The 20,877-nt window shown below is 73.9% G+C and carries 17 protein-coding genes; 3 read left to right on the plus strand and 14 right to left on the minus strand.

Features of this window, described 5'->3' with window-relative positions:
- Window positions 1-25: 25 nt before the first annotated feature.
- From ACZ34W_RS08010 to ACZ34W_RS08020, 3 genes are all read right to left on the minus strand, one after another.
- Entirely contained in the window at window positions 26-1,111 is a 1,086-nt protein-coding gene (locus tag ACZ34W_RS08010) for a restriction endonuclease (protein ID WP_465602549.1), read from the minus strand.
- Window positions 1,112-1,368: 257 nt separating this feature from the next.
- Complete coding sequence (locus ACZ34W_RS08015) at window positions 1,369-1,806, minus strand: hypothetical protein (RefSeq protein ID WP_329486290.1); 438 nt, start codon at window positions 1,804-1,806, stop codon at window positions 1,369-1,371.
- 155 nt (window positions 1,807-1,961) lie between these two features.
- A complete protein-coding gene (locus ACZ34W_RS08020; RefSeq protein WP_465602552.1) occupies window positions 1,962-2,639 on the minus strand; it encodes a macro domain-containing protein in 678 nt (225 codons plus the stop codon).
- 271 nt (window positions 2,640-2,910) lie between these two features.
- Here ACZ34W_RS08020 and ACZ34W_RS08025 point away from each other — a divergent pair, with 271 nt between their 5' ends.
- A complete protein-coding gene (locus ACZ34W_RS08025; protein WP_465602554.1) occupies window positions 2,911-4,542 on the plus strand; it encodes an ADP-ribosyltransferase domain-containing protein in 1,632 nt (543 codons plus the stop codon).
- Window positions 4,543-4,632: 90 nt separating this feature from the next.
- On the opposite strand, the gene ACZ34W_RS08030 is transcribed toward ACZ34W_RS08025, so the two are convergent.
- From ACZ34W_RS08030 to ACZ34W_RS08080, 11 genes are all read right to left on the minus strand, one after another.
- Complete coding sequence (locus tag ACZ34W_RS08030; RefSeq protein ID WP_465602556.1) at window positions 4,633-6,090, minus strand: M1 family metallopeptidase; 1,458 nt, start codon at window positions 6,088-6,090, stop codon at window positions 4,633-4,635.
- Window positions 6,091-6,215: 125 nt separating this feature from the next.
- Window positions 6,216-6,734 carry a nucleoside 2-deoxyribosyltransferase gene (locus tag ACZ34W_RS08035; RefSeq protein ID WP_329486286.1) on the minus strand — a complete coding sequence of 173 codons (519 nt, stop codon included), beginning with the start codon at window positions 6,732-6,734 and terminating at the stop codon, window positions 6,216-6,218.
- 100 nt (window positions 6,735-6,834) lie between these two features.
- Window positions 6,835-7,455, minus strand: a complete 621-nt coding sequence (locus tag ACZ34W_RS08040) for a class I SAM-dependent methyltransferase (RefSeq protein WP_359803989.1) — start codon at window positions 7,453-7,455, stop codon at window positions 6,835-6,837.
- 25 nt (window positions 7,456-7,480) lie between these two features.
- Window positions 7,481-9,373 (minus strand): hypothetical protein, encoded by a 1,893-nt coding sequence (locus tag ACZ34W_RS08045; protein WP_465602559.1) that lies wholly within the window; start codon window positions 9,371-9,373, stop codon window positions 7,481-7,483.
- Between the two features lie 138 nt (window positions 9,374-9,511).
- Window positions 9,512-10,891 (minus strand): MFS transporter, encoded by a 1,380-nt coding sequence (locus ACZ34W_RS08050; protein WP_465602561.1) that lies wholly within the window; start codon window positions 10,889-10,891, stop codon window positions 9,512-9,514.
- 81 nt (window positions 10,892-10,972) lie between these two features.
- Window positions 10,973-12,214, minus strand: a complete 1,242-nt coding sequence (locus ACZ34W_RS08055) for an ATP-grasp domain-containing protein (RefSeq protein WP_465602563.1) — start codon at window positions 12,212-12,214, stop codon at window positions 10,973-10,975.
- Window positions 12,211-13,392: a DegT/DnrJ/EryC1/StrS family aminotransferase gene (locus ACZ34W_RS08060; RefSeq protein WP_329486281.1), complete on the minus strand. Its 1,182-nt coding sequence runs from the start codon at window positions 13,390-13,392 to the stop codon at window positions 12,211-12,213. The genes ACZ34W_RS08055 and ACZ34W_RS08060 overlap by 4 nt, the downstream gene beginning before the upstream one ends.
- Window positions 13,389-14,555 (minus strand): arginine 2,3-aminomutase, encoded by a 1,167-nt coding sequence (gene blsG / locus ACZ34W_RS08065; RefSeq protein WP_465602565.1) that lies wholly within the window; start codon window positions 14,553-14,555, stop codon window positions 13,389-13,391. The genes ACZ34W_RS08060 and blsG overlap by 4 nt, the downstream gene beginning before the upstream one ends.
- A 174-nt stretch (window positions 14,556-14,729) precedes the next feature.
- Window positions 14,730-15,806, minus strand: a complete 1,077-nt coding sequence (gene blsF / locus ACZ34W_RS08070; RefSeq protein WP_465602567.1) for a CGA synthase-related protein — start codon at window positions 15,804-15,806, stop codon at window positions 14,730-14,732.
- Entirely contained in the window at window positions 15,794-16,783 is a 990-nt protein-coding gene (gene blsE, locus ACZ34W_RS08075) for a cytosylglucuronate decarboxylase (RefSeq protein WP_329486278.1), read from the minus strand. Before blsE ends, blsF begins: the two co-directional genes overlap by 13 nt.
- A 74-nt stretch (window positions 16,784-16,857) precedes the next feature.
- On the minus strand, window positions 16,858-18,114 hold the full coding sequence (locus ACZ34W_RS08080) for a hydroxymethylcytosylglucuronate/cytosylglucuronate synthase (RefSeq protein ID WP_465602569.1): 1,257 nt from the start codon (window positions 18,112-18,114) through the stop codon (window positions 16,858-16,860).
- Window positions 18,115-18,435: 321 nt separating this feature from the next.
- On the opposite strand from ACZ34W_RS08080, the gene ACZ34W_RS08085 reads away from it, so the two are divergent.
- Together ACZ34W_RS08085 and ACZ34W_RS08090 are read left to right on the plus strand one after the other, a co-directional pair.
- Window positions 18,436-20,076: an ATP-binding cassette domain-containing protein gene (locus ACZ34W_RS08085; RefSeq protein WP_465602572.1), complete on the plus strand. Its 1,641-nt coding sequence runs from the start codon at window positions 18,436-18,438 to the stop codon at window positions 20,074-20,076.
- Window positions 20,077-20,128: 52 nt separating this feature from the next.
- On the plus strand, window positions 20,129-20,287 hold the full coding sequence (locus ACZ34W_RS08090) for an acyl carrier protein (RefSeq protein WP_329486275.1): 159 nt from the start codon (window positions 20,129-20,131) through the stop codon (window positions 20,285-20,287).
- Window positions 20,288-20,877 lie beyond the last annotated feature (590 nt).

Below are 20,877 nucleotides of genomic sequence, written 5' to 3' on the forward strand. Positions count from 1 at the left end.
GGGCGGGCGCGGGCCCGGGCGGGGGCTACGCGTCCTCGACCTCCAGGCCGTAGGCGACGACGGCCTGGTGCAGTCCTCCCTGGTAGCCGGCGAGGGCGGGGGTGAAGTCCCAGTTCCCGGCGGGGTCGCGGTCGAAGCGGCCCAGGCGCATCGCGGTGTTGGTCTCGGCGCCGTCGGCCAGGTGCACGACGGCCGGGGCCTGGTCGGCGCCGGCTTCGAGGATCAGCGCCGGTCCGGCGAACCCGGCCATGGTGGCGCTCGGACGGTTCGCGGTGTCGGCCGCGGCGACGATGACGAGCCGGTCGGCGTCGGCGGGGAGCGCGTCGAAGTCCACCATCAGACAGGCGTTCGCGTCGCCGTAGCCGGTCACCAGCCGGACCGAACCGTCCGGCGTGGAGGCGTTGTTGTAGAAGACCAGGTGCTCGTCCGACAGTGCCCTGTTCCCCTGGCACACCAGGGCGGCGATGTCGTACTCCTCCTCGCCGGTCCAGTGCAGGAGGAGCCGGGCGGGCTCGGTGGCCAGCTCGATCCCGGACAGGCCGTCGCCGCCCCGGTCACCGGCACCGTCATCGGCGCAGTCGTGGTGCGCGGCCGCGAACACCTCGTGGAAACCGTGGTGCTTGAGCAGGCCGACCAGTTCGGCGCCGTTGATCAGGGTGATGGGCTTGCCCGCCACGAACTGGTGCGAGCTCGGGCCGAACCGGCTGGTGGTGACCAGGACGCCCTTCGTCGCGGCCCGGTCGTGCTGGAGCGTGCCGTAGAGGTCCCGCACGGCCGACGGCGTGACGGTGTCCCGGTACCGCTTGACCTGCACGATCACGTTTCCGCCGCGGAAGGGATCCGTGTCGATCCCGCGCACGTCCACCCCGCCGTCCCGCGAGCGGGCGGTGAGCTCGACCTTCATGCCCATGGCCTCCATCAGCCGGGCTATCAGCTGCTCGAACTCGACCGGGTCCATCGCCAGGAGGAGCTGGAGCTCGCGCACCCGCTTGGCCATCCGGCCGCGGTTCGCGTTGGTGTCGTCGCGGAGGTGGCGGAACAGCATCCGCTGGGCGTGCCGCTCGCTGGTGTCGGGATTGCTGAGGCGATGGAGCTTCCGGCTCCGGGGCATACGGTGCTCCCTTGCAGGGGTGGCTGGTGGGGCAGGCGTGACGGTGGACGACTCGCCGACGCGGCGTCAGTCGTGTGTCGCCACCGATAGTAGGGCCTGCGCCTGGACAGCTCCTGCGAGCATGAGCATGACTGGCGGTGATTCAGTTGTCTTGTGGGCGGAGGGAGTTGGACGAACAGCCCTGGAACGGCGGGGCCGGTGGCAGATCGGCCCGGCCGTGGTGGGAGCAGGTCCTGCCGGACCCGGCCCGGGGTGGGTCAGGCGTTGCGCTTCACCGCGAGGAAGCCGGCGGTCTGGCCGGCCGGGGCCAGGTTCTCGCCGGTGCCGTGGGGCTCGGCGCGCAGGACGGTGCCGGCGAGGGTGGTCCGCTGGTTCACCCCCGTGTCCCAGTGGTGCAGGATGATGCCGTCGTAGTCGTAGTGGAAGTCCGAGATCGGGGTGCCGGGCCGGCCCTTGCCGGTGAGGGTGAAGGCCACCGGCGAGGAGCCCGACACCTGGCCGGTCATGACCATGGCCTCGGCCTCGGTGCCCGGCGGCGCCGGGAAGACCAGCAGGCCGCTGACGGTGCCGTCCGGCGCGGCCGTCAGTCTCAGCTCCAACTGCGCGAACCGCAGTCTGTTGAAGTCCTGGACCGGGTCCGGCAGCTCCAGGAAGCTCCGGTAGGTGTAGGTCCCGGTCAGCTCGGCCGCGTCCATGGCTCCTCCTGAACGGTGCGACGCCATTCGGTCCCCCTTCCAGCCTGCCGGGGTCGGCCGGACTCCGCGAGCGCGGCGGGGCGGACCGGCCCGGCCCGGCGGCCGGTCCGGGCGCTCGTCGTCACGGAGGGTGCGGGGGAGCCGGGCGCCCCCGGTCAGCGGCGGCCGGTGCGGCGGGCGGGCGGGGTGATGCGTGTCCGCTGCGCGGGGGGCGCGCTCTCCAGGTCGTGGAGCTGTGCGGTGATGGTGGCGCGCAGGTCGTCGTCGTCCTCGAAGGTGTGGTCGTTGAACAGGGTGTAACCCGTCCACATCAGGTTGGCGCAGACCCGGGCCGGTACCCGGCCGGTCCGGGCGCCCATGCCGACCAGGGCGACCGAGCGGATACTGCCCGGCGCCGCCGTGTTCTGCCGGTGGACGGCCTGGAACGCGGCGGCGCAGGCCAGGGCCACGTTCAGGGTCTCGCTCACGTTCTGCGAGGACTCCTGCATGGTCGGAGCGGAGATCAGGAACGTCGGGTTGGTGGCGCCGGAGGGCACGCACACCGCGCTCCCGACCGGCAGCGCCCCGGCGAAGCGGTCCCGGATCGCCCGCTGCACGCGCAACTGGATGCCGGCGCCCAGGTGCCGCTTGACGGCCGCGTCGACCCCGCCGTCCATCCGGCCGCGGGAGTTGGTCGGGCTGACCCAGGCGTCGACGACCTCGTCGAGGATCGACCCCTGGCGGATCTCGATCTCCGGAGTGTCGGCGAACGCGGCTCGCCAGGCCTCCACGACCGGCGCGTTGAGGTCGGTCAACACGACCCTGAGCGGCGTCTGCGGGCGATCGGTGGTCATGCTCCACTCCCCTTCGGGACACGGTTCCTCGAACTGGTGACGACGCTATCGCCGACCACTGACAGGGCGACAACGGGAGCGTGCCGCACCGGCGGTGCGCGGAAGCGGGCCGACGGGGCCGGACGGCCGACTGTCGGACCGGGCCGGTACAACAGTGGAGTCCGCCGCGGAGGTGACGGGCCCTCACCGAACGACCGCCGGCACCCGGCGGTGGTCCGTCCGGCCGCCCCGTCACGTCCGCCGAACCACGGCTGTACGGAGTCACACCACCATGAGCGATGCCCACGCCCCCGCGCCGTCCGCCCCGACCGACCCGAGCGACCCGCTGGCGCTCGCGGAGCTCTTCAAGGGCGGCGGCGAACCGTGGCTTCCGCTGCTGAGGCCGGTCATCGAGGCCCAGCCGGACGCGGCCGCGTTCATCGGCCCGGGGCGCGGCCCGGAGGTCGTCCCCGTCCGCGAGCTGACCTTCCAGGCGCTCAAGCCCAACGCGCCGCACAAGTGGAAGGTCGTCGTCTTCGGCCAGAACCCCTACCCGCGGCCGGAGAGCGCCACCGGCATCGCCATGTTCGACAACACCTTCCACGACTGGAAGGACAGCCAGTTCGGCCGGGTGGTCAGCATCCGCTGCATCATCAAGGCGGCGGCGATGTGGAAGCACGGCATCCCCAAGAAGACGCCGATCGCCGACATACGCGGGCTGCTGAAGGAACAGGACACCGTGCAGCCGCCGGAGTGGTTCCAGGCGATGCTCACCCAGGGCGTGCTGCTGCTGAACGCGGCGCTCACCGCGAGCAGCGACGGGTCGACGGCGACCGACCGGCACACCGCGTTCTGGCGCCCGGTCGCCGAGCGGATCGTGGAGGAGATCCTCCGGGCCAAGCAGGACGCCGAGGACGAGGAGGACCGGGGCGTCGTCTTCGCGTGGTGGGGCGCGCACGCCCGCAGCCTGAAGAAGGTCGTGCTCCGGCTCCAGCAGAAGTACCCCGGGGTCGAGGTCCGGCACATCGACCACGCCAACCCGGCCGCGCAGGGCGACATCTTCTGCGACGGCGACCACTTCGCCGTGGTGAACGCGGCGCTCGCCTCGCTGGGCGCCGAGGGGATCGACTGGCTGCCGGCCAAGGGGTGGAACGAGGGCGCGGCGCAGGGCGGCGGGGAGGGCGGCGATCTCGCCGAACGCATGGGCGCGTTCATCACCTCCACCATGGAGCTGCACCAGCTCTACCTGGAGCGGCTCGCGAGCGTCAAGGACGAGGGGCTCGTCCTTCCCGCGATCACCGGGGTGTTCGACACCCCGCTGATGGACTTCCGCGAGGCCGTCGCCCCGGTGGCCGCGCTGCTGTCCGGTCTGGACCGGCACGTCGAGCGGTCGCACGCCTTCGGCCGCAGGCGGGCGGAGGAGGCGCCGGCCGGCGGGCTCTCCGCCGAGGCCATCTCGGCGCTCCACCTCTACACCTGCGAGTCCGCGTTCTACCGGGAGATCAACGCGATCCTGCGCGCACCGGACCGGAGCCGGGTCGTGCCGTACCTCCCGTACCTGCGGCTGCTGTTCTCGGCGGTGTCGCAGCTCCCGGCCCGCACCGAGCCGCTCTGGCGCGGGGTCTCGCTGGACCTGCGCGCCCAGTACCCGCTCGGACGGACCGTGACCTGGTGGGGCGTCTCCTCCTGCACCTCGGAGCTCGGCGTGGCGAAGGGGTTCCTCGGCAGCCGGGGCAGGCGGACGCTGTTCGAGGTGCTCCCCGTCCGGGCCGCGGGCATCCAGCGCTACTCCGCGTTCACCGGCGAGGAGGAGTTCATCCTGCTGCCGGGCACCCAGCTCAAGGTGACGAACGTGAAGGCCGAGCGCGGCGGCCTGTGCACCGTGACGCTGACGGAGCTGGAGGAGCAGAGCCTGGTCTCCTGACCGGGGCCGGGCAGGAGCCCGGGCGCGAACCCGGGCTTCTGCCGAGCGGCTCCGGGCTTTTGCCGAGCGGCTCCGGAGCGCCGGGGCCGCTCAGGCGCCGATCCGGTGCGCCGCCCAGAACGGGGCCAGGTCCTCCGCGGTGGCGGCCCCGGCGGCGGCCAGGAACGCGGGGGTGCCGCTCACGCCGTACCAGTGCGCGCGGGTGTAGCCGCGGAGCAGGCGGGCCATCGCGTCCGCGCCGATCAGCCGCCGCAGGTCGTGCAGCACGCAGGCGCCGTAGTCGTAGACCACCACCCCGTACCGGTCGGGGTGCTCGTCCCAGTAGGCCATGCCGTTGGTGATCCGCTCCTCGGGGCCGGACCAGGCGACGCGGCTCCAGCAGTCCGCGCCGTCCCGGCCGAGGGCGAGGTCGGTGGCGTACTCGGCGAAGGACTCGTCCAGCCAGGGCTGGTGGTACTGGTCGTCGCCCACGATGCCGTACCACCACTGGTGCGCGATCTCGTGAACGAGGGCGGTCGTCTTCACCCGGTCCAGGACGAAGCCCGGGTACTCCATGCCGCTGAACCAGAGGTCGTCGTCCAGCACGACGTCCAGCTCCGCGTACGGGTAGCCGCCGAAGGCGCGGGCGTGCGTGTCCAGCGCGGACACGGCGAGGTCGAGCATGGTCCGGGCGTCCGCCGCACCGACTCCGGCCACCGCGTGCACGGTGACCCTGACCCCGCCGGCCGAGACCGCGGAACTCCTCTCGAACGGGCCCGCGGACCAGGCGAAGTCACGCACCTGCCGGGCCGTCGCCGTGGTCACGGTCCGTCCGGCGGCGCCCGGGCCGTCGGACGAGCTTCCGGAGGCCGGGACCCCTAGGGCCGCCGGGTGGTCGAGCACCACGGTGAAGTCGGCGGCCAGCGCGTAGAAGGACTCCCCGGTGTCGGTGAACGGGTCGAGGTGCCAGCCGTCGACGTCCCGCACGGCGAGCACCGGCAGGGCGTTGCCGAAGTGGCTGTACGCCCCGTGCCGCCCGAACCGCCCGGCCTTGTCCGCGAGTTCCGGTGCCCTGAGGTCGAGGTCGAAGCCGATGCTGTGGCGGCCCCCGGGGCGCAACGGGGCCGGCAGGGCGACCCGCAGCACCGTGCAGTCGGCCGACAGGGTGGCCGCGGCGCCCCCGACCAGGCGCGTCACGGTGACGGCCGGCGCCGGGCAGCCCCCGTGGGCGTTGCCCCACAGCCGCAGGTAGACCTCGGGGAGGGGCTGCGCCGAGACATTGGTGAAGCTCACCCGCTCGTGGCCGGTCCAGCGGGCGCCCGAGGAGTCCCCGGTCAGCGCGACGGTGTAGGCGGCCGCCGCCGGTGTGCCGGCCTGTTCGGCGGACCGCTCCCGGCCGGGCGGGGCGAAGCCCGTCGCGGTGGCGACCAGCGCCAGGCAGGCGAGCAGCGCGGCCAGCAGCCGGGCCGGCGGACGGCCCGGCGGACGGCCCGGTGGGCAGTCCGCGGGGGCCGCCCGGGAGCCGTGGCCCAGGGACGGATCTGGGGACGGGCCTGGGGACGGCCCCACGGACGGGCCCGGGGCGCCGGCGGACGGCGGCCGTCCGGCCGGGCGGTGCGGCGGCACGGCCGGACGGGTCCCGTCCCGGCCCGGAGTGCGGGACGGGACGGGACCGGGGTTCGGTCGGAGGACGGTCACCGGGCGCCGCTGCCCTCCCGCTGCCGCAGTACCGCCAGGTCGACCGCCCGGTCGACGGCCGCCAGGCCGGCGGCGAGGTCCGTGTGAACCACGTACTCCACCGAGGCCACCGTGTGCAGGCCCTGGACCAGGAAGGTGTACTCCCGGTCGCGCTCCAGCAGCAGCACGATCGGCTTGTCGAAGGCGCTGGCCCAGCCGATCTCGATGTGGGTGCCCGGCGAGGCCGGGTGGCCGGGCAGGGCGACGAACACGTCGGCCTTGCGGATCTCGTCCTGGTCGAGCTTCGTGCACTGCTCCGGCCGCATCAGCTCCGCCCCCCAGGCCTCGCGCCGGTGGGCGTTGTGCACGGCGAGTCCCTGCGACTCGAAGTGCTTGATCAGGATGTCGAACGGGGCCCGCGACTCGGCGGACATCTCTCCGGTCTCCGGGTCCAGGAGCTGGATGAACGGGCCGGCGAGGAACACCGACCGGATGCCCAGGTCGGGGCGGGAGCCGTTGGTCAGGGTGATGCTCATGGGGGGAGGTACCTCCGGAACAGCGCCGGTGCGCGGGGTGGGTGAGGGTCGGCCGGCGGCGGTCACGGGCCGGACCGGCCGAGGGGGAGCGGTGGACCGGTCAGTCCTTGAGGAAGCACTGGATGAAGGCGTCACCGCTGGTGCCGCCGTGGGTGTACTCGGTGGTGTCGTAGGCGACGAAGGGGTGCCGCTCGACCCGGATCGAGCGGAAGTGCGGCAGGTACTGCCAGCGCAGCTCCGGCTTGGTGCTGAAGAAGGGGATGAACACTCCGCCGGGGCGCAGCACCCGGACGACCTCGGGCATGGTCCTGGCCCACAGCTCGGCGTCGGTCCAGACGTCCATGTCGAGGGCGGGGTCGAAGAACATCCCGTCGATGCTCTCGGACGGCAGCTCGAAGATCCGCTGGAAGAAGTTGCCGCGCTCGATGGCGAGGTTGCCGGGCAGCTCGGGGTGGCGGGCCCGGAAGAGGTCCTCGACCTCGTCGAAGAGCTCCAGCACGGTGTGCCGGCGGGTCGCCGGGTTGCCCGCGATCCGCAGCGCGGACAGGCCGAGGCCCAGCCCCACCTCGTAGAAGTCCTGGCCGTACTCGCAGAGCATGTCCGCGCTGGCCCACATCAGGTCCCGCTCCCAGGCCTGCATGGCCTGCTCGCCGCCGATGCTGAGGGTCACCTCGCCGTTCTGCTCGATCAGTTCGATCGCCGGCTTGGTCTGGCTCTCCATGGTTCTCCTTGGGTTGTGCGGTGGGTCAGGCGCTGCGGGGGACGACCCCGAAGTGGCGCCGGGCCGTCGAGACGGCGAGGTCCTGCACGGCGAACACCGTGAAGTAGTAGGCCTGCGGGGCGGTGTCGGCGGCGAACCGCACACGGAACCCCACCTCCTCGGGCCGGCCCCCGGTCAGCCGGAGCCGGGTGGTGACCGGCTCGACCGTGGTGTCCTCGCGCAGGTAGCTCGGGACGAAGAGGCCGAGGCGGACGGGGCCGCTCCGGGCCGCGGTGACCACGGCCCGGATCTCCAGCACCCCGCCCTGCTCGACCTCGTCGGGGGCGTGGGCGAGCAGTGCGGGGGAGTCCGGGAGCCGGAAGGTGACGTCGCCGCAGCGCATGCAGACGGCGCAGGTGGTGTCCAGGATGTGCGGGAGCAGGCCGCGCCGGGTGAACTCCTGGGCGGGGCGGCCGCAGTGGCAGGTGACCTCGCGCACCTGCGGGTCCAGGCTGCTGCGGTCACCGAAGTGCGCGGGGTAGTTCATCAGTTCGTGCTCGGGGTTGGCCGCGACCTGTTCGGTGATCACGTGGTCGAGGGACTGCAGGTCGGCCGTCAGCGAGCCGTGGATCTGCTCGGGCGACTGGTCGGCGAGATGGGTCGGCCGCGCGACCCAGAGGTCGACCTTCCGGGCGAGCCTGGTCAGCCGGGGCCGTAGCGGGTGGTTGTGCGGCAGCAGCTCCGAGCCGAGGTAGGCGGTGAGCCGGGCGCCCACGGTGAGCAGCAGCGGGTCGGGGCGGTGGTCCGCCGGGGCGGGCGGCGGCGGGGTGTCCTCCGGCGCCGACGGCAGCCCGAAGCGCATGAACGCCGGGTACGGGTGCGAGCCGGCCAGGCTGGCGTTGAGGGTGTCGACGGAGTCCGCGCCGACCAGGGCGCCGTGCATCCAGGCGACGTTCTCCGGCCGGTCGGAGTCGTGCACCGACACGGCCGAGACCACCGTGCGGGCCGGGCCGTCGAGCGCGTTCAGCAGCAGCTGGTACTTGGGGTCGTACAGCGCGAGGTCCGCGAGCGGGCCGCTGTTGCACGCGCTGAGCACCAGCTCCACGGCCTCCACCCGGTTGAGCGGGACGAGCTTGTCCTCGGGCTTGTAGCAGGGCAGTCCGTAGGCGCAGCGCGGGCCGAGCAGCCCGGGCACGGCCGTGGCCGTGCCGTTGAGGCCGCAGATGGTGAACTCGCCGAGGTTGACGCTGTCGTCCTTGCCGTGCCCCTGGAAGGCCACCCGCCGCCACCGGGTGCCGAGGATCCGGGCCTGGATGTCCTCGCGCTCGAAGTCACGGTCGTCGAAGACCTGGACCCCGGGCAGCCGGGGCGGCCGGTCGGTGTCGGTGAACAGGCCCAGCGCGTCGACGTCGAGGGCCGGTTCGGCGTACTGCTTGGCGATGTTCCAGCCGACCGAGGCGTCGTCCCGGCCGCTCAGCAGCGTCAGCCCGTGGCGCCGGCCGCGGTAGGTGTCCAGCAGCAGGTCCCGGACGGGGTCGAGGGTGAGCCGGTCGTAGCGGCCGACGAGCAGCAGCGAACCACTGTGCCGCGCCCGGAACGACGCGACGTCCGCCAACTCCTCCTCGGCCACCCATGTCCGGGCGAGCGGTCGGGCCAGCTCGGCGAGCCCCTCGGGCAGCTCGGCCGCGCCGAGGACGATCCCGAAGTCGAGCGGGTGCGGTTGCCGCCGGCCGCCGTACAGCCGGCCGGCGAGCTCGACGCTCTGCGCCAGGTCGGCGCGGTCGTCGGTGGGCACCGGCACCGGCAGGAGCTGCGGGGAGTCCAGGAACTCCCGCACGGCCCGCGGTAACTGGTGCCGGGTGACGGTGCGGAACAGGGCGGCCGGACCGGGAGTGTCGGGCCGTCGGTCGGGCCGTTGGTCGGCGGGGGCGGCGTTCATGGTGGACCACCTCTGGGGCGTGGGAAGGACGGATGGGACGGCGGGTGCGACGGGCCGGTGGGCCGGCGGGCCGCTGCGCGGGCGGCCGGGCAGCCGGGGGGGGAGGAGGAGGGGGGCCGCGGCCGGCGGGTCCGGCGGTCATACCGCGCACTCCACCATCGGCGCCGCCCGCCGGGTCAGCAACCCCCGGCAGGCGAAGGCCAGGGCGGCGGCCGCCAGGGCGGTGCCGGTCGCCACGGCGAACACCGCGCGCGGCCCGAGCGGGTCCATCAGCAGCCCGCCGGCCTGCTGGCCCAGCGCGTCACCGAGGACGGTGGCGAGCGAGGCCCAGGTGAACGCCTCGGCCAGGGACCGGCCGTCGGCGATTGTGCTCACCAGGGTCATCTCGGTGGCGGAGACCAGCGCGATGGGTGCGCTGCCCACGGCCAGCGCCAGCGCGAGGCCGAGCTGGGAACCGGCTAGCAGGGTCAGACCCGTCCCGAGGGCGTAGGCCAGCAGCAGCCGGGGGAAGCGCGTCTGCGGCGCCACCTCGGACTGCGAGCGGCCGAGCCAGAGGGCACCCACGGCGCTGCCGACCCCCCAGCACGCGTAGACCACGCCGGCGCCGCCGGGAGCCCCGTGCCGGTCGACGAAGGCCGGGATGGCCAGGGTCAGCAGGCCGATGGGCACCGCGGAGAGGGCCATCACGGCGGTCAGCGCCAGCAGCGCCGGCTCCCGCAGGGGGCCCAGCAGCCGGCGCGGGTCACTCCGGTCGGCGGGTCCGTCGGCGGCCGGGGACCGGGACGGGCCGGTGTCATGGTGGGCCGTGCCGGCGCCGCTGTCGGCACGGGTGCCGGCGGCGCCGGGGCCTTCGGTACCGACCGCTTCGGGGCCGCGGCCTCCGGTGACCGCGGCTTCGGTACCGGCGGCTTCGGTACCGACCGGCAGCCGGGTGTGCGCGAGCCCCAGCGTACCGAGGCCGCCGATCACCGCGACCGTGGTGAGCGCCAGGCCCGCCGAGCCGACCAGCATCAGCGCCGCCAGCATCAGTGGTGCGCTGATCACCAGTACCTCGGTCAGCAGGGCCTCCCAGAGGTAGGCCGTCTCGCGTTCCTCCTCCCGCAGCGGCAGCCGCGCCCAGAGCGAGCGCATGCAGGCGTTCGCCGGCGGCAGCACCGCCCCGGCGACGACCGCCGCGGCGGGCTGGGCCCAGCCACCGGGGTGGGTGAACCACACCAGCACGGTGAGCGCCGCCGGGTAGGCGAGGGCGGTCGCCGTCAGCACCGCCGCCCGCCCGCGCCGGTCGAGGTGGCGGGCGATCAGCGGACTGCCGAGCGCCATCCCCAGCGTGTACAGCGCGGCCACCAGGCCGGCCTGGGCGTAGCCGCCGCCCTGCTCACGGACCGTCAGGACAAGGGCCAGCGACATCAGGTAGACCGGCAGCCTGGAGACCACGCTCCACCAGGCCGGCCCGGCCACCAGGGGTCGGGTGAGCAGGTCGAGGAAGCGACGGGGCAGGCCGCCGGAGGGGAGGGTCACGCGGTCGGTCTCCGTTCAACAGCCGTAGGGGGCGGCGGAGTCGGGCGCCGGGCCGCTGCGCGGGCGGCCGGCCCGGCGGGGTCAGGTGGGGACGGCATCGGCCTCCCGGGCCGGTACCACCTCGATGGTGAACCGGTCGAGCACCTCGCGCATCCGGGTCTCCACCTCCGCGACCGACCCTCCCACGACATGGGCGTACCCCGAGGCGTTGTGCGAGGCCCGGCGGGCCGCCACCCGGTCACCGGCACCGACCTTGAGGACGGCGTCGACCACCCCGGGCAGGCCCAGGAGCTCCTCCCGGGAGGTGATCCGCCGGATCGTCCCCGACCCGGGCAGCGGCAGCAGCAGGTCGCCCGCGCAGCGGCGCTCGCGGTAGTCGAGCTCCGGCCGGCGGCCGAGGTAGACCGCCAGCGTCGCGCCGAACACGTCGAAGCCGTACGCGTGCCCGTGGTTGGCGGGGATCTCGCAGCCCGCCAGCCGGACACCGATCTCGCCCGCGTACACCTCGCCGTCGATCAGGAAGAACTCCATGTGGGCGTACCCGTGGTCGATGCCCATCCCGGTGATGACGCGCTGGACCAGCGCCCGCACGTCGACCGCCGGCCCGTCGCCGGTGCCGACGCTGATGTTGGCGTTCATCGCGCCGTCGACGATGTCCAGCGGGCGGCAGGGCATCGCGCTCGGCCAGGCGTCCAGCACCTCGCCGCCGAGCACGATCGCGCACACCTCCCACTCGGTGCCGCCGAGGTGCTCCTCCACCATCCAGCGCCGGGCGCCGAGGTCGATCCCGGCGAGGTCCCCCGGCCCGGCCAGCCGGTAGGTGTCCACGCAGGCGAACGAGTCCACCGGCTTGAGCACCACCGGCCAGCCGTGCCGGTCGGCGAACCGCCCGATCTCGGCGCCCGACCGTACCCTGGCGAACTCCGCCGTCCGCAGCCCGAGTTGCCGGAAGCGCTCCTTCATGACGGCCTTGTCCCGGACCAGGGTCACCTGCTGCTCCGTCAGGTGCGGGAGGCCGGCCAGCGCCGCGAACCGCTGGGCCGCCGCCTGCCGGGGCTCCGACGGGTTGCAGAACCGGGTGGGCGGTACCGGCAGCCCCGCCGCCCACTGCCGGTACCGCTGCGCCTCCTGGGCCGGCACCGCGCCCTCGCGCACCCAGAAGGCCGGCAGGTGCGCGGTTTCGAGGAGGTAGTCCTCCGAGAGGTCCTGGCGCGCCTCGGCGAACCGCAGCAGGACCAGCCGGTCGGCCAGTTCCCGGGCGGCGTAGCGGGTGAAGGAGGACGGCCGGTCGTCCACCATCAGCAGCACCTCGGTGTCGTTCACACCGACTCCAGCACCTGGCGGACGGCCTTGGCCGCGAGGGCCTGCTCCTCCTCGGGCAGTTCCGGGGAGAGCGGTACGCACAGCGTGCGGTCCAGGACGTCCCTGGTCCGGGCGAAGCCGTCGTGGCTGAGGGCCAGGGGGACGTCGGGGGCGTGGTTCCACGGGAAGCCGTCGCGGTAGAGCGAACGGCGGCCGGTGAGCACCGGGTGGTCGGGCAGCAGGTACTTCCCGAGCGTCCAGTTGGCGATGCCGGCGGCGCTGAGCGCCGCCACCGCGGCGTCCCGCAACTCCCGGCTCTCGCAGCGGAACCGCAGACTGACCTTGACGTCGCCGGCGGCCCGCGGCCGGACCTCCAGGTCGGGCCGGTCGGGCAGCTCGCCCATCGCGATGGCGTACATCCGCTCCAGCCCCGCGAGCAACTCGTCGAGGTGCCGGAACTGCTGGCACTGGACGGCCGCGACCTGCTCGCTGGTCACGAAGTTCTCGCCGAAGTGGGCGTCCTGGTTCCACGTCGGGTAGTGGCCCGGCACCCGGGCCGAGCCGTGGTCGTGGTAGCAGCGCATGGTCGACCAGGCGTCCTCGTCGTTGGTGACGAGCAGGCCGCCCTCGCCCGAGGTGAGGACCTTGTTGTGGTGGAAGCTGAACGTCCCGGCGTATCCCGCCGTGCCGACCTGCCGGCCGTCGGGGAAGCGGGCGCCGAGCGACTGCGCGCAGTCCTCGACGAGGTACGGCACCCCGGCCGGCAGTGGGGCGACGGTGCCCTCCATGTGGGCGACGATCACCCGCTGCGCGTCGGGCGGCACCAGCGTCGGGTCCATCGAGAGCGAGTCGTCGGCGTCGACGAGCACCGGGATCAGGCCGCAGGACAGCACCGCGCCGGCCACCGCGACGAAGGTGACCGCGGGGATGTACACGAGGTCCCCCACGGCGGGGCGGGTGGAGATCAGCGCGAGCCGCAGCGCCTCCGTGCAGTTGTGGACGGCCAGCGCGTGGCCCGCGCCCAGCCGCTCGGCCACCGTCCGCTCCAGCCGGGAGGCCATGCTCTCGGTCTCGGTCTGGTAGCGGAAGAGGACCTGGTGCTCGATCACCTTCCGCAGCTCCGACATGTCGGACCAGTCGAGGTAGTTCGCGCCGTAGGGCAGGAAGCGCTGCCCGAGCCGCTTGTCGAGTGAGCTCATGCGGTGTCCGACTCCGTGATCGGCTGCGCGGAACCGTCGACGACCATCTCCTGGCCTCGGTGGTTGCGGAGCAGCAGGCCTTCGGGGATCTGGGTGTAGGAGGGCGGCGGGATGGGGATCTTGCCGATCTTCGTGGTGAGGACGTACTGGGGGACGCCGAACCCGGTGATGTGGCCCTGCAGGCCGGCCATGATCTCCCAGCCCTTCTCGACGGACGTCATGAAGTGCGAGACCCCGGTGACGTTGTCGCAGTGGTACAGGTAGTACGGCCGGACCCGGATCCGCAGCAGCTCGGTCATCAGTGTGCGCATGGTGGCGACGTCGTCGTTGATCCCGCGCAGCAGCACCGTCTGGTTCCCGACCGGGATCCCGTGCCGCAGCAGGCGGTCGACGGCCGCCGCGGCCTCCGGGGTGATCTCCTTCGGGTGGTTGAAGTGGGTGTTCAGCCAGACCGGGTGGTACTTGGCGAGCATCGCGCAGAGGTCGTCGGTGATCCGCTGGGGCAGCAGCACGGGGAACCGGCTGCCGATCCGGATGATCTCCACGCTGGGGATCGCCCGCAGACCGGCGATGATCTCCTCCAGCTTGCCGTCCTGGTAGGAGAGCGGGTCGCCGCCGGTCAGCAGGACGTCCCGGATCTCGGGGTGGTCGGCGATGTAGCGGAGGTCCTCGTCGTAGGAACCGCCCTCGTCGTCGCGGAAGTAGGTGCCGTCGACGTCGGTCGTGTGGAACTTGCGGGTGCAGTGGCGGCAGTAGACCGGGCACGCCTCGGTGATCAGCATGATCACCCGGTCCGGGTACTTGTGCACCACCCTGTTGGTCTTGCGGAAGAAGGTGTCACCGACCGGGTCCACCTCGGCGCCGGGGAACTCCATCAGCTCGCCGAGGGCGGGCACCGCCTGCTGCCGGACCGGGCAGCTGGGATCGTCCGGGTCCATCAGCGAGGCGTAGTACGGGGTGACGCTCCAGCGGTACTTGCCCGCCACCCCGGCGATGGCCTTCTCCTCGTCGGGGCTCGGGTTGATCCACTGACGGGCCTTGTCCAGGGTGGTGATGCGCCGACGCATGTGCCAGCGCCAGTCGTCCCAGTCGCTCTCCGGGACCCTGGGACGGATCAGTTCGGGGCGGGTGACAGCCGTGGGTTCGCGAAGGGTGTCGGACATGGCGGCTCCAGTACGACGCGGTCGACGGGTGTGAGGGTGCTGAGGGTGCTGAGGTTGGGGCTGCTGAGGTGACCGGTACGGGTGGGGCCGGACCGGCGGGCGGACGGGGTGGGGGATCAGGGCGAGGCCGGGCCCTGGGTGGGGTCCGGGGCGCGGATCGGGGCGCGCGGCGGCTCACAGCGGAGCCAGCGCGAGTTGGCGCAGCGTGCGGGCGACCCGCTGGGCGCCGCGCAGGTCGTCCAGGGCCGGGTCGAGCAGGTGCCACGGGCCCGCGGCGGGTGCGCCGCCGGCGCCGGACTGCGCCCACAGGCCCGGATCTGCGGGATCCTCGGCCGAGGGCAGGGGCAGGACGCCGGCGAGCTGCTCGGCCAGAGCGCGCTGGGCGGGCCCGAGCGCCGGCAGCAGGGCCAGCGGTGCCCGCCGCGCCTGGGCGAGGGCGAGCGCCCCGAGCACCGGGGAGGCCAGGAACACGCCGGCCTCGGCGTGCAGCGCGTCCGGGTCGGTCTCCGCGGCCAGGCCCAGCCGCAGGCCCGGACGCCCGGTGAGGCCGCCCAGTGCGGATCGCAGCAGGTCGAGCCCGGTGTCGGCGACCACGGTGCAGCTCCCGGTGCGGTGCAGCGCGGCCGCCACCAGGGCGGGCAGCGCCGCCTCGGCGAAGGCCTCCGCCTCGGCGGCGGGTACGCGCCAGAGCGAGAGCAGCAGCAGGGTGCCCGAGCGGGACCGGCTCCGGCCGGTGCGCTGCGGCGCGAGCACTCCGGTGGGCCGGACGCCCCGGCCGGCGGGCCCGGCCGCCGGCAGCCACCCGGGCCGGTGGACCCGCCCCAGGGCGCGCTCCGGCGGCGCGTCGGTCTCCGGGTTGTCGGCCTCGGGAGTGCCGGCCGGCAGGTGCTCGGTCGCCGGGCCGCCGACCGGGTGGCCCGAGATCAGGTGCACCACCGGCACGCCCAGGCCCAGCAGGTGCTCCGTCCTCGCCACGTCGTCGCAGACGAGTGCGGCGACCGGCGGCGGATCGACGTCCTCGGCGCCGACCGGACGGAGGTCGCCGAGGTGGGCGGCCACCCGCCGCAGGGCGAGCGTCGAGTCCAGTTGGTCCGGCCGGGCGCTCAGCAGCACGCGGGGGCCGTGGGCCGCCGCCGACCCCGAGCCGGCGGGCGCGCGCCGGGCGGGCATGGCCGAGTCGGTGCCGGGGTCCAGGGGTGCCGGTCGGTCGGGTGCGGCCGGAGCCTGCCGACCGGAGCTCAGTAGTGCCACGGGCCCACCGCCCCCAGTCGCGCCACGTCGTCGCTGTATCCGGCGGCGGTGGTGGAACACCCGTTGCACACCGCGGGACCGCGTTCGCGGAACCACTCGGCGTGGGCCCGGAAGACCGGGGTGTCCAGCTGGATCACCCCCTGCTCCCGCAGCGGGGCGCCACCCGGCCCGTCGTCGCCCTCCCGGTGCGGGATGCAGCTGCACGCGTACATCCGCCCGTACTTGCCGTCGACGTAGATGACGTCGTCCGCGACGTGGCAGAGCGGTTCGGCCGCGCGCGGGGTGACGGAGTCGGCGAAGTACCGCTCCTGCTCCTGCGGGGTGTCGCCGTAGAAGCGCTTGCCCATCGGGACGAGCAGCGCGGCCGGATCGGCGTCGTAGATCGGATCGCAGACGCTGCGGACGTGGTCGGCGTCGGGGTAGGTGATGCTGCGGTCGAGCTTGAGCGCGGACAGCTCCCACTGGCGCACCCCCGCCCCGGTCAGGACCTCCTGCAGTGCGGGCATCTCGGTGTAGTTGTGCGGTCCGACGACGGTGTTGACCCGGGGCAGCACGCCGAGCTCTGCGGCGGCGCGCAGACCGGCGAGCCCGCTGTCGAACATCCCGGGCGAGCGCCGGTAGACGTCGTGGGTGGCGCCCGAGGAGCCGTCCAGGCTGACGATCACCTGCGCCAGGCCGGCCGCGGCCAGCGGGGCGGCCATCCGCGGCAGCAGCGACCCGTTGGTGATGAGGGACATCCTCATCCCGGCGGCGGCGCCCGAGCGGACCAGCTCCACCACGTGCGGGTGCATCAGCGGCTCGCCGCCGGTGAACCGGACGTAGCCCACGCCGGCCGCCCGGGCCTTGGGCAGCAGGTCGTCGAAGTCCTCGCGGGAGAAGCGGAAGGTGTCGCGGGAGAGTGCGAACTCGCACATGAAGCAGTCGGCGTTGCAGGCTTCCAGGATCCGGATGAAGAGGTAGCGATCACGTGCACGCACGGAGGGGGGACCTTCCAGACGACTCACGGGACGGGCGGGGCGGGTGACGGGCGGTGCGCGCCCGGGAGGGGCGGTCAGACGGGCCGGTCCGGTGCGGCCAGGACGCCGAGCAGGGCGTCGGCCACCTGGACCGCTCCGCCGGTGCCGACCGCGGTGGTGAGCGCGCCCCAGTCGTCGACCGCGGTGGACCGGCGCAGCGCCTCCAGGACGCCGTCGCGCAGGGCGTGGCGGACGGCCGGGCGGTCGTCGCCGAGCGCGGCCCTCCCGATCGAGTCGTAGATCAGCTCCAGCGCGTGGTCCTCCCCCTCGGAGCGCAGCGCCAGCGCCTCCTCCTCGACGAGCACGTCCTTGGGCCAGAGCACCCGCAACGGGGCCCCGAGCGCCTGGCCGTGGTAGCGGCCGTTGAAGATCTGGCTGAGGTTCTGCGGCGGCAGGCAGACGGTGGGGACGCGCAGGCCGCCCGCCTCCAGCAGGGTGGTCAGCCCGGGGGAGGTCAGCAGGACGTCACTGTCGGCCAGCCGTTCCAGGAAGGCGCCGTGGCCGAGCGGGCCGGTGGTCGTCCGGGGCGGGGCGACCGACTCGTCGACCAGCCGGCCCGCCAGCTCAGCGGGCAGGTTGCCGGCGATGTGCACCTCCTCGACCCCGTGGGCGGCGAGGGCCTCCAGGGCGGCGGGGACGACCAGGCGCGGGTAGTGCTCCGGATCGCCGAGCGTCGGCGCGCGCAGCCCGCCCAGGCTGACCAGCGCCCTCCGGTACGGGCGGCGGGGGCCGGGGCGGCGGTGGCCGGTCGCCGGATCCGGGCCGCGGGGCCCGGCGATGACCGCCTCGACCCAGCGCAGCGCCCGGGCGTCGGCCAGCACGTCCAGGCACTCGGGCGGCAGCTCGACGCTCTTCTGCGCGCAGTACACCGTGGCGTCGAGCGGCAGCGCGGCCCGGTCGCCCTCGGACCAGAGGAAGGGCAGGCTGTCGACGAACACCGTGGGCACGCCGGCCGCCAGCAGGGCCGTCGCGGCGGCGCCGTCCAGTACGACCACGGCGGCCCGCACCCCCTGGGACCGCACGAACTCCTCGACGGCCGGGGCCAGTCGCCCGGGATCGGCGGGCAGGTCGTGCCAGGCGGCCACCGCGTGCTCGGCGAGCAGCGGGCGGCCCAGCCCCGAGGCCAGCCCGACGAACCGCAGGGGAGGGGTGGGCCGGTCCCGCAGGGCGGAGAGCACGGCACTGAGCTTCCCCGAGCTGCCCCAGCCGAATTCCGCGCCGACGAGTGCGACGGTGGCCGGACCGGACCGCGAGCTGTGGTGGTCGGAGTGCGAAGCGAGATCGGACGGCATGGGATATCTCTCGCCTTCCTGGCAGGGCCGGCAGGGTCGGAATCGGAAGGAGCGCGGCGGCGCGGACGAACACGGGGAAAGCCGGAGGGAGATCACGCCCGCCCTGCGGTTCCGCTTCCTTCGGGTACAACCGTTCCGCAGATCAAGGAATGGCACAAGGCCTTTATCCGGCATTCCGACTTGCGAGTGAATTGCGCGATCGAGCGACTAACGATGATCTGATGAACGAGAGTTGGTGATCCATCGGTTCGGCCGGGCCCGCTCCGGAGGCATCGCCGAAAGTGGATCGCCCACCGAGTGTCCGGCCGCTACAATCCGCGCATGGGCTACCTCGAAGCCGCCAGTCTCGGGCATGTTCTCGCCGACGGTCGCGAGCTCTTCCACGACGTCTCGTTCCGTGTGCCGGCAGGCGAAACCGTCGCGCTCATCGGCGACAACGGCGCGGGCAAGACCACCCTGCTGCGCATCCTCGCGGGAGAACTCCCCGCGCAGCGGGGGTCGTTCCGCAGCCAGGGCGCGGTCGCGGTGATGCCGCAGTTCATCGGCAGCCTGCGCGACGACCGGACGGTCCGGGACCTCCTGCTCACCGTCGCGCCACCGCCGCTGCGGGCCTCGGCCGCCGCCCTCGACGCGGCCGAGCTCGCGATGATGGAGGCCGACGACGAGCCCACCCAGCTCCGCTACGCGCAGGCGCTGGTGGACTGGGGCGAGGCCGGGGGCTACGACTACGAGGTGCTCTGGGACACCGTGACGGTCGCCGCGCTCGGCACGCCCTTCCAGGTGGCCCAGTACCGCGAGGTGGCGACGCTGTCCGGCGGCGAGCAGAAGCGGCTCGTCCTGGAGGCGCTGCTCCGGGGCCCGGCCGAACTGCTGCTGCTGGACGAGCCGGACAACTACCTCGACGTGCCCGGCAAGCGCTGGCTGGAGGAGCAGCTCGCCCAGACCCGGCAGGGCGTGCTGCTGATCACCCACGACCGGGAGGTGCTGAGCCGCACGGCCGGCCAGGTGGTCACCCTGGAGGGCGGCACGGCCTGGACGCACGGTGGCGGGTTCGCCACCTGGGCCGAGGCCCGCGAGGCCCGCTGGCAGCGCGCGGCGGAGGTGCGGCAGCGCTGGAGCGAGAAGCACGAGCAGCTCAAGGAGCTGGTCCGGACGCTGCGTCAGCAGTCGTCGATCAGCGACGAGATGGCCTCGCGCTACCACGCCGCGCAAACCAGGCTGGCGAAGTTCGAGGAGGCCGGGCCGCCGCCCGCGCCGCCGCGCCGCCAGCGGGTCGCGCCGGACCTGCGCGGCGGCCGGACGGGCATCCGGGCGATCACCTGTCAGGGACTCGAACTCAGCGGCCTGATGCGGCCGTTCGACCTGGAGGTGTTCTTCGGGGACCGGGTCTGCGTGCTCGGGTCGAACGGGTCCGGGAAGAGCCACTTCCTGCGCCTGCTGGACGAGGCCGACGGGGAGGCGGCCGGTACGGTGGCGCACACCGGCGAGTGTCGGCTGGGCGCACGGGTGCGGCCCGGGCTGTTCGCCCAGACGCACCGGCACCCGGAGTGGGCCGGCCGGACGCCGGCCGAGATCCTGGGCGCCGGCGAGGGCGACCGCCCCGGGCTGGACCTGGAGCGCGCGATGTCGGCCCTGAGCCGGTACGGGCTGGCGGGCGCGGGTCGGCAGAACTTCGAGACCCTGTCGGGCGGCCAGCAGGCGCGGTTCCAGATCCTGCTGCTGGAGCTGGCCGGGGCGACGCTGCTGCTGCTGGACGAGCCGACCGACAACCTCGACCTCATCTCGGCCGAGGCACTGGAGGAGGCCCTGGCGGCGTTCACCGGGACGGTGGTGGCGGTCACCCACGACCGCTGGTTCGCCCGGGTGTTCAGCCGCTTCCTGGTCTTCCGGGCGGACGGCCGGGTGGTCGAGGCCGACGAACCGGTCTGGGACGAGGGGCGGGTCAGCCGCGTCCGGAGCTGACCCCGGCCGGCCCGCGGCGGCCGGCGCCGACGACGCCTCGCGGTCCCACCGGATGGCCGACCTGCCCGACGACCGCCGGGCGCGCGCCGTCCTCGACCTCGTCCGGGTCCAGACGGCCGCCACCCTCGGGCACGGCGAGGAGGCGGAGGCCGACGGCGGGCGCGCGTTCCGCGAACCGGGCTTCGACCTAATACTGGACAACGTTATTTAATTGCGAGTACGTTGCCGCCGTGTTTCCGAATCACTCGCAGCCGCTGGTCTCCGCGCCTGCCGAGACCGCCGTCCTCGCCATGCTGCTGGCCGAGGACGGCGCAGTTCGCCCGGGACGGGGACCGGGCCGCGCGGGGAGCCTTCGTCCGGGCCGGTCGGGCCATCGGGGTCGGCATCGCCACCCTGGTGAACCTCGTCGGGCCCGAGCGCGTCGTCGTCACCGGTGAAGGGCTCGACACCTGCGACCTCTTCGGCGCGCACATCAAGGAGGCCTGCACCTCGCGCTGCTCAAGGCGGCCGCGACATGCCCGCTGACCCTGCGTCCCCTCCCCTGGGACGAATGGGCCCGCGGTGGCGCCGTCGTGGGCATCCAGGCGCTCTTCCCTGAGGACGCCACCACCCCGCTCCCGGGCCACCGGCCCCGAACACCCGCACCGAGCCGCCGGTGCCCGTCACCGCCGGCCGTGCACGGCGGAAACCGGCCACGTCGGACGACGAGCCGTGCTCCCCATCGCCACCACCAGCCGCGCCCCGACACCGGACCGCCCTACGGTCCGGCCGCAGCAATCCACGGTCGCACCACTCCGGGAC

Source organism: Kitasatospora sp. NPDC022856, from assembly GCF_055561235.1.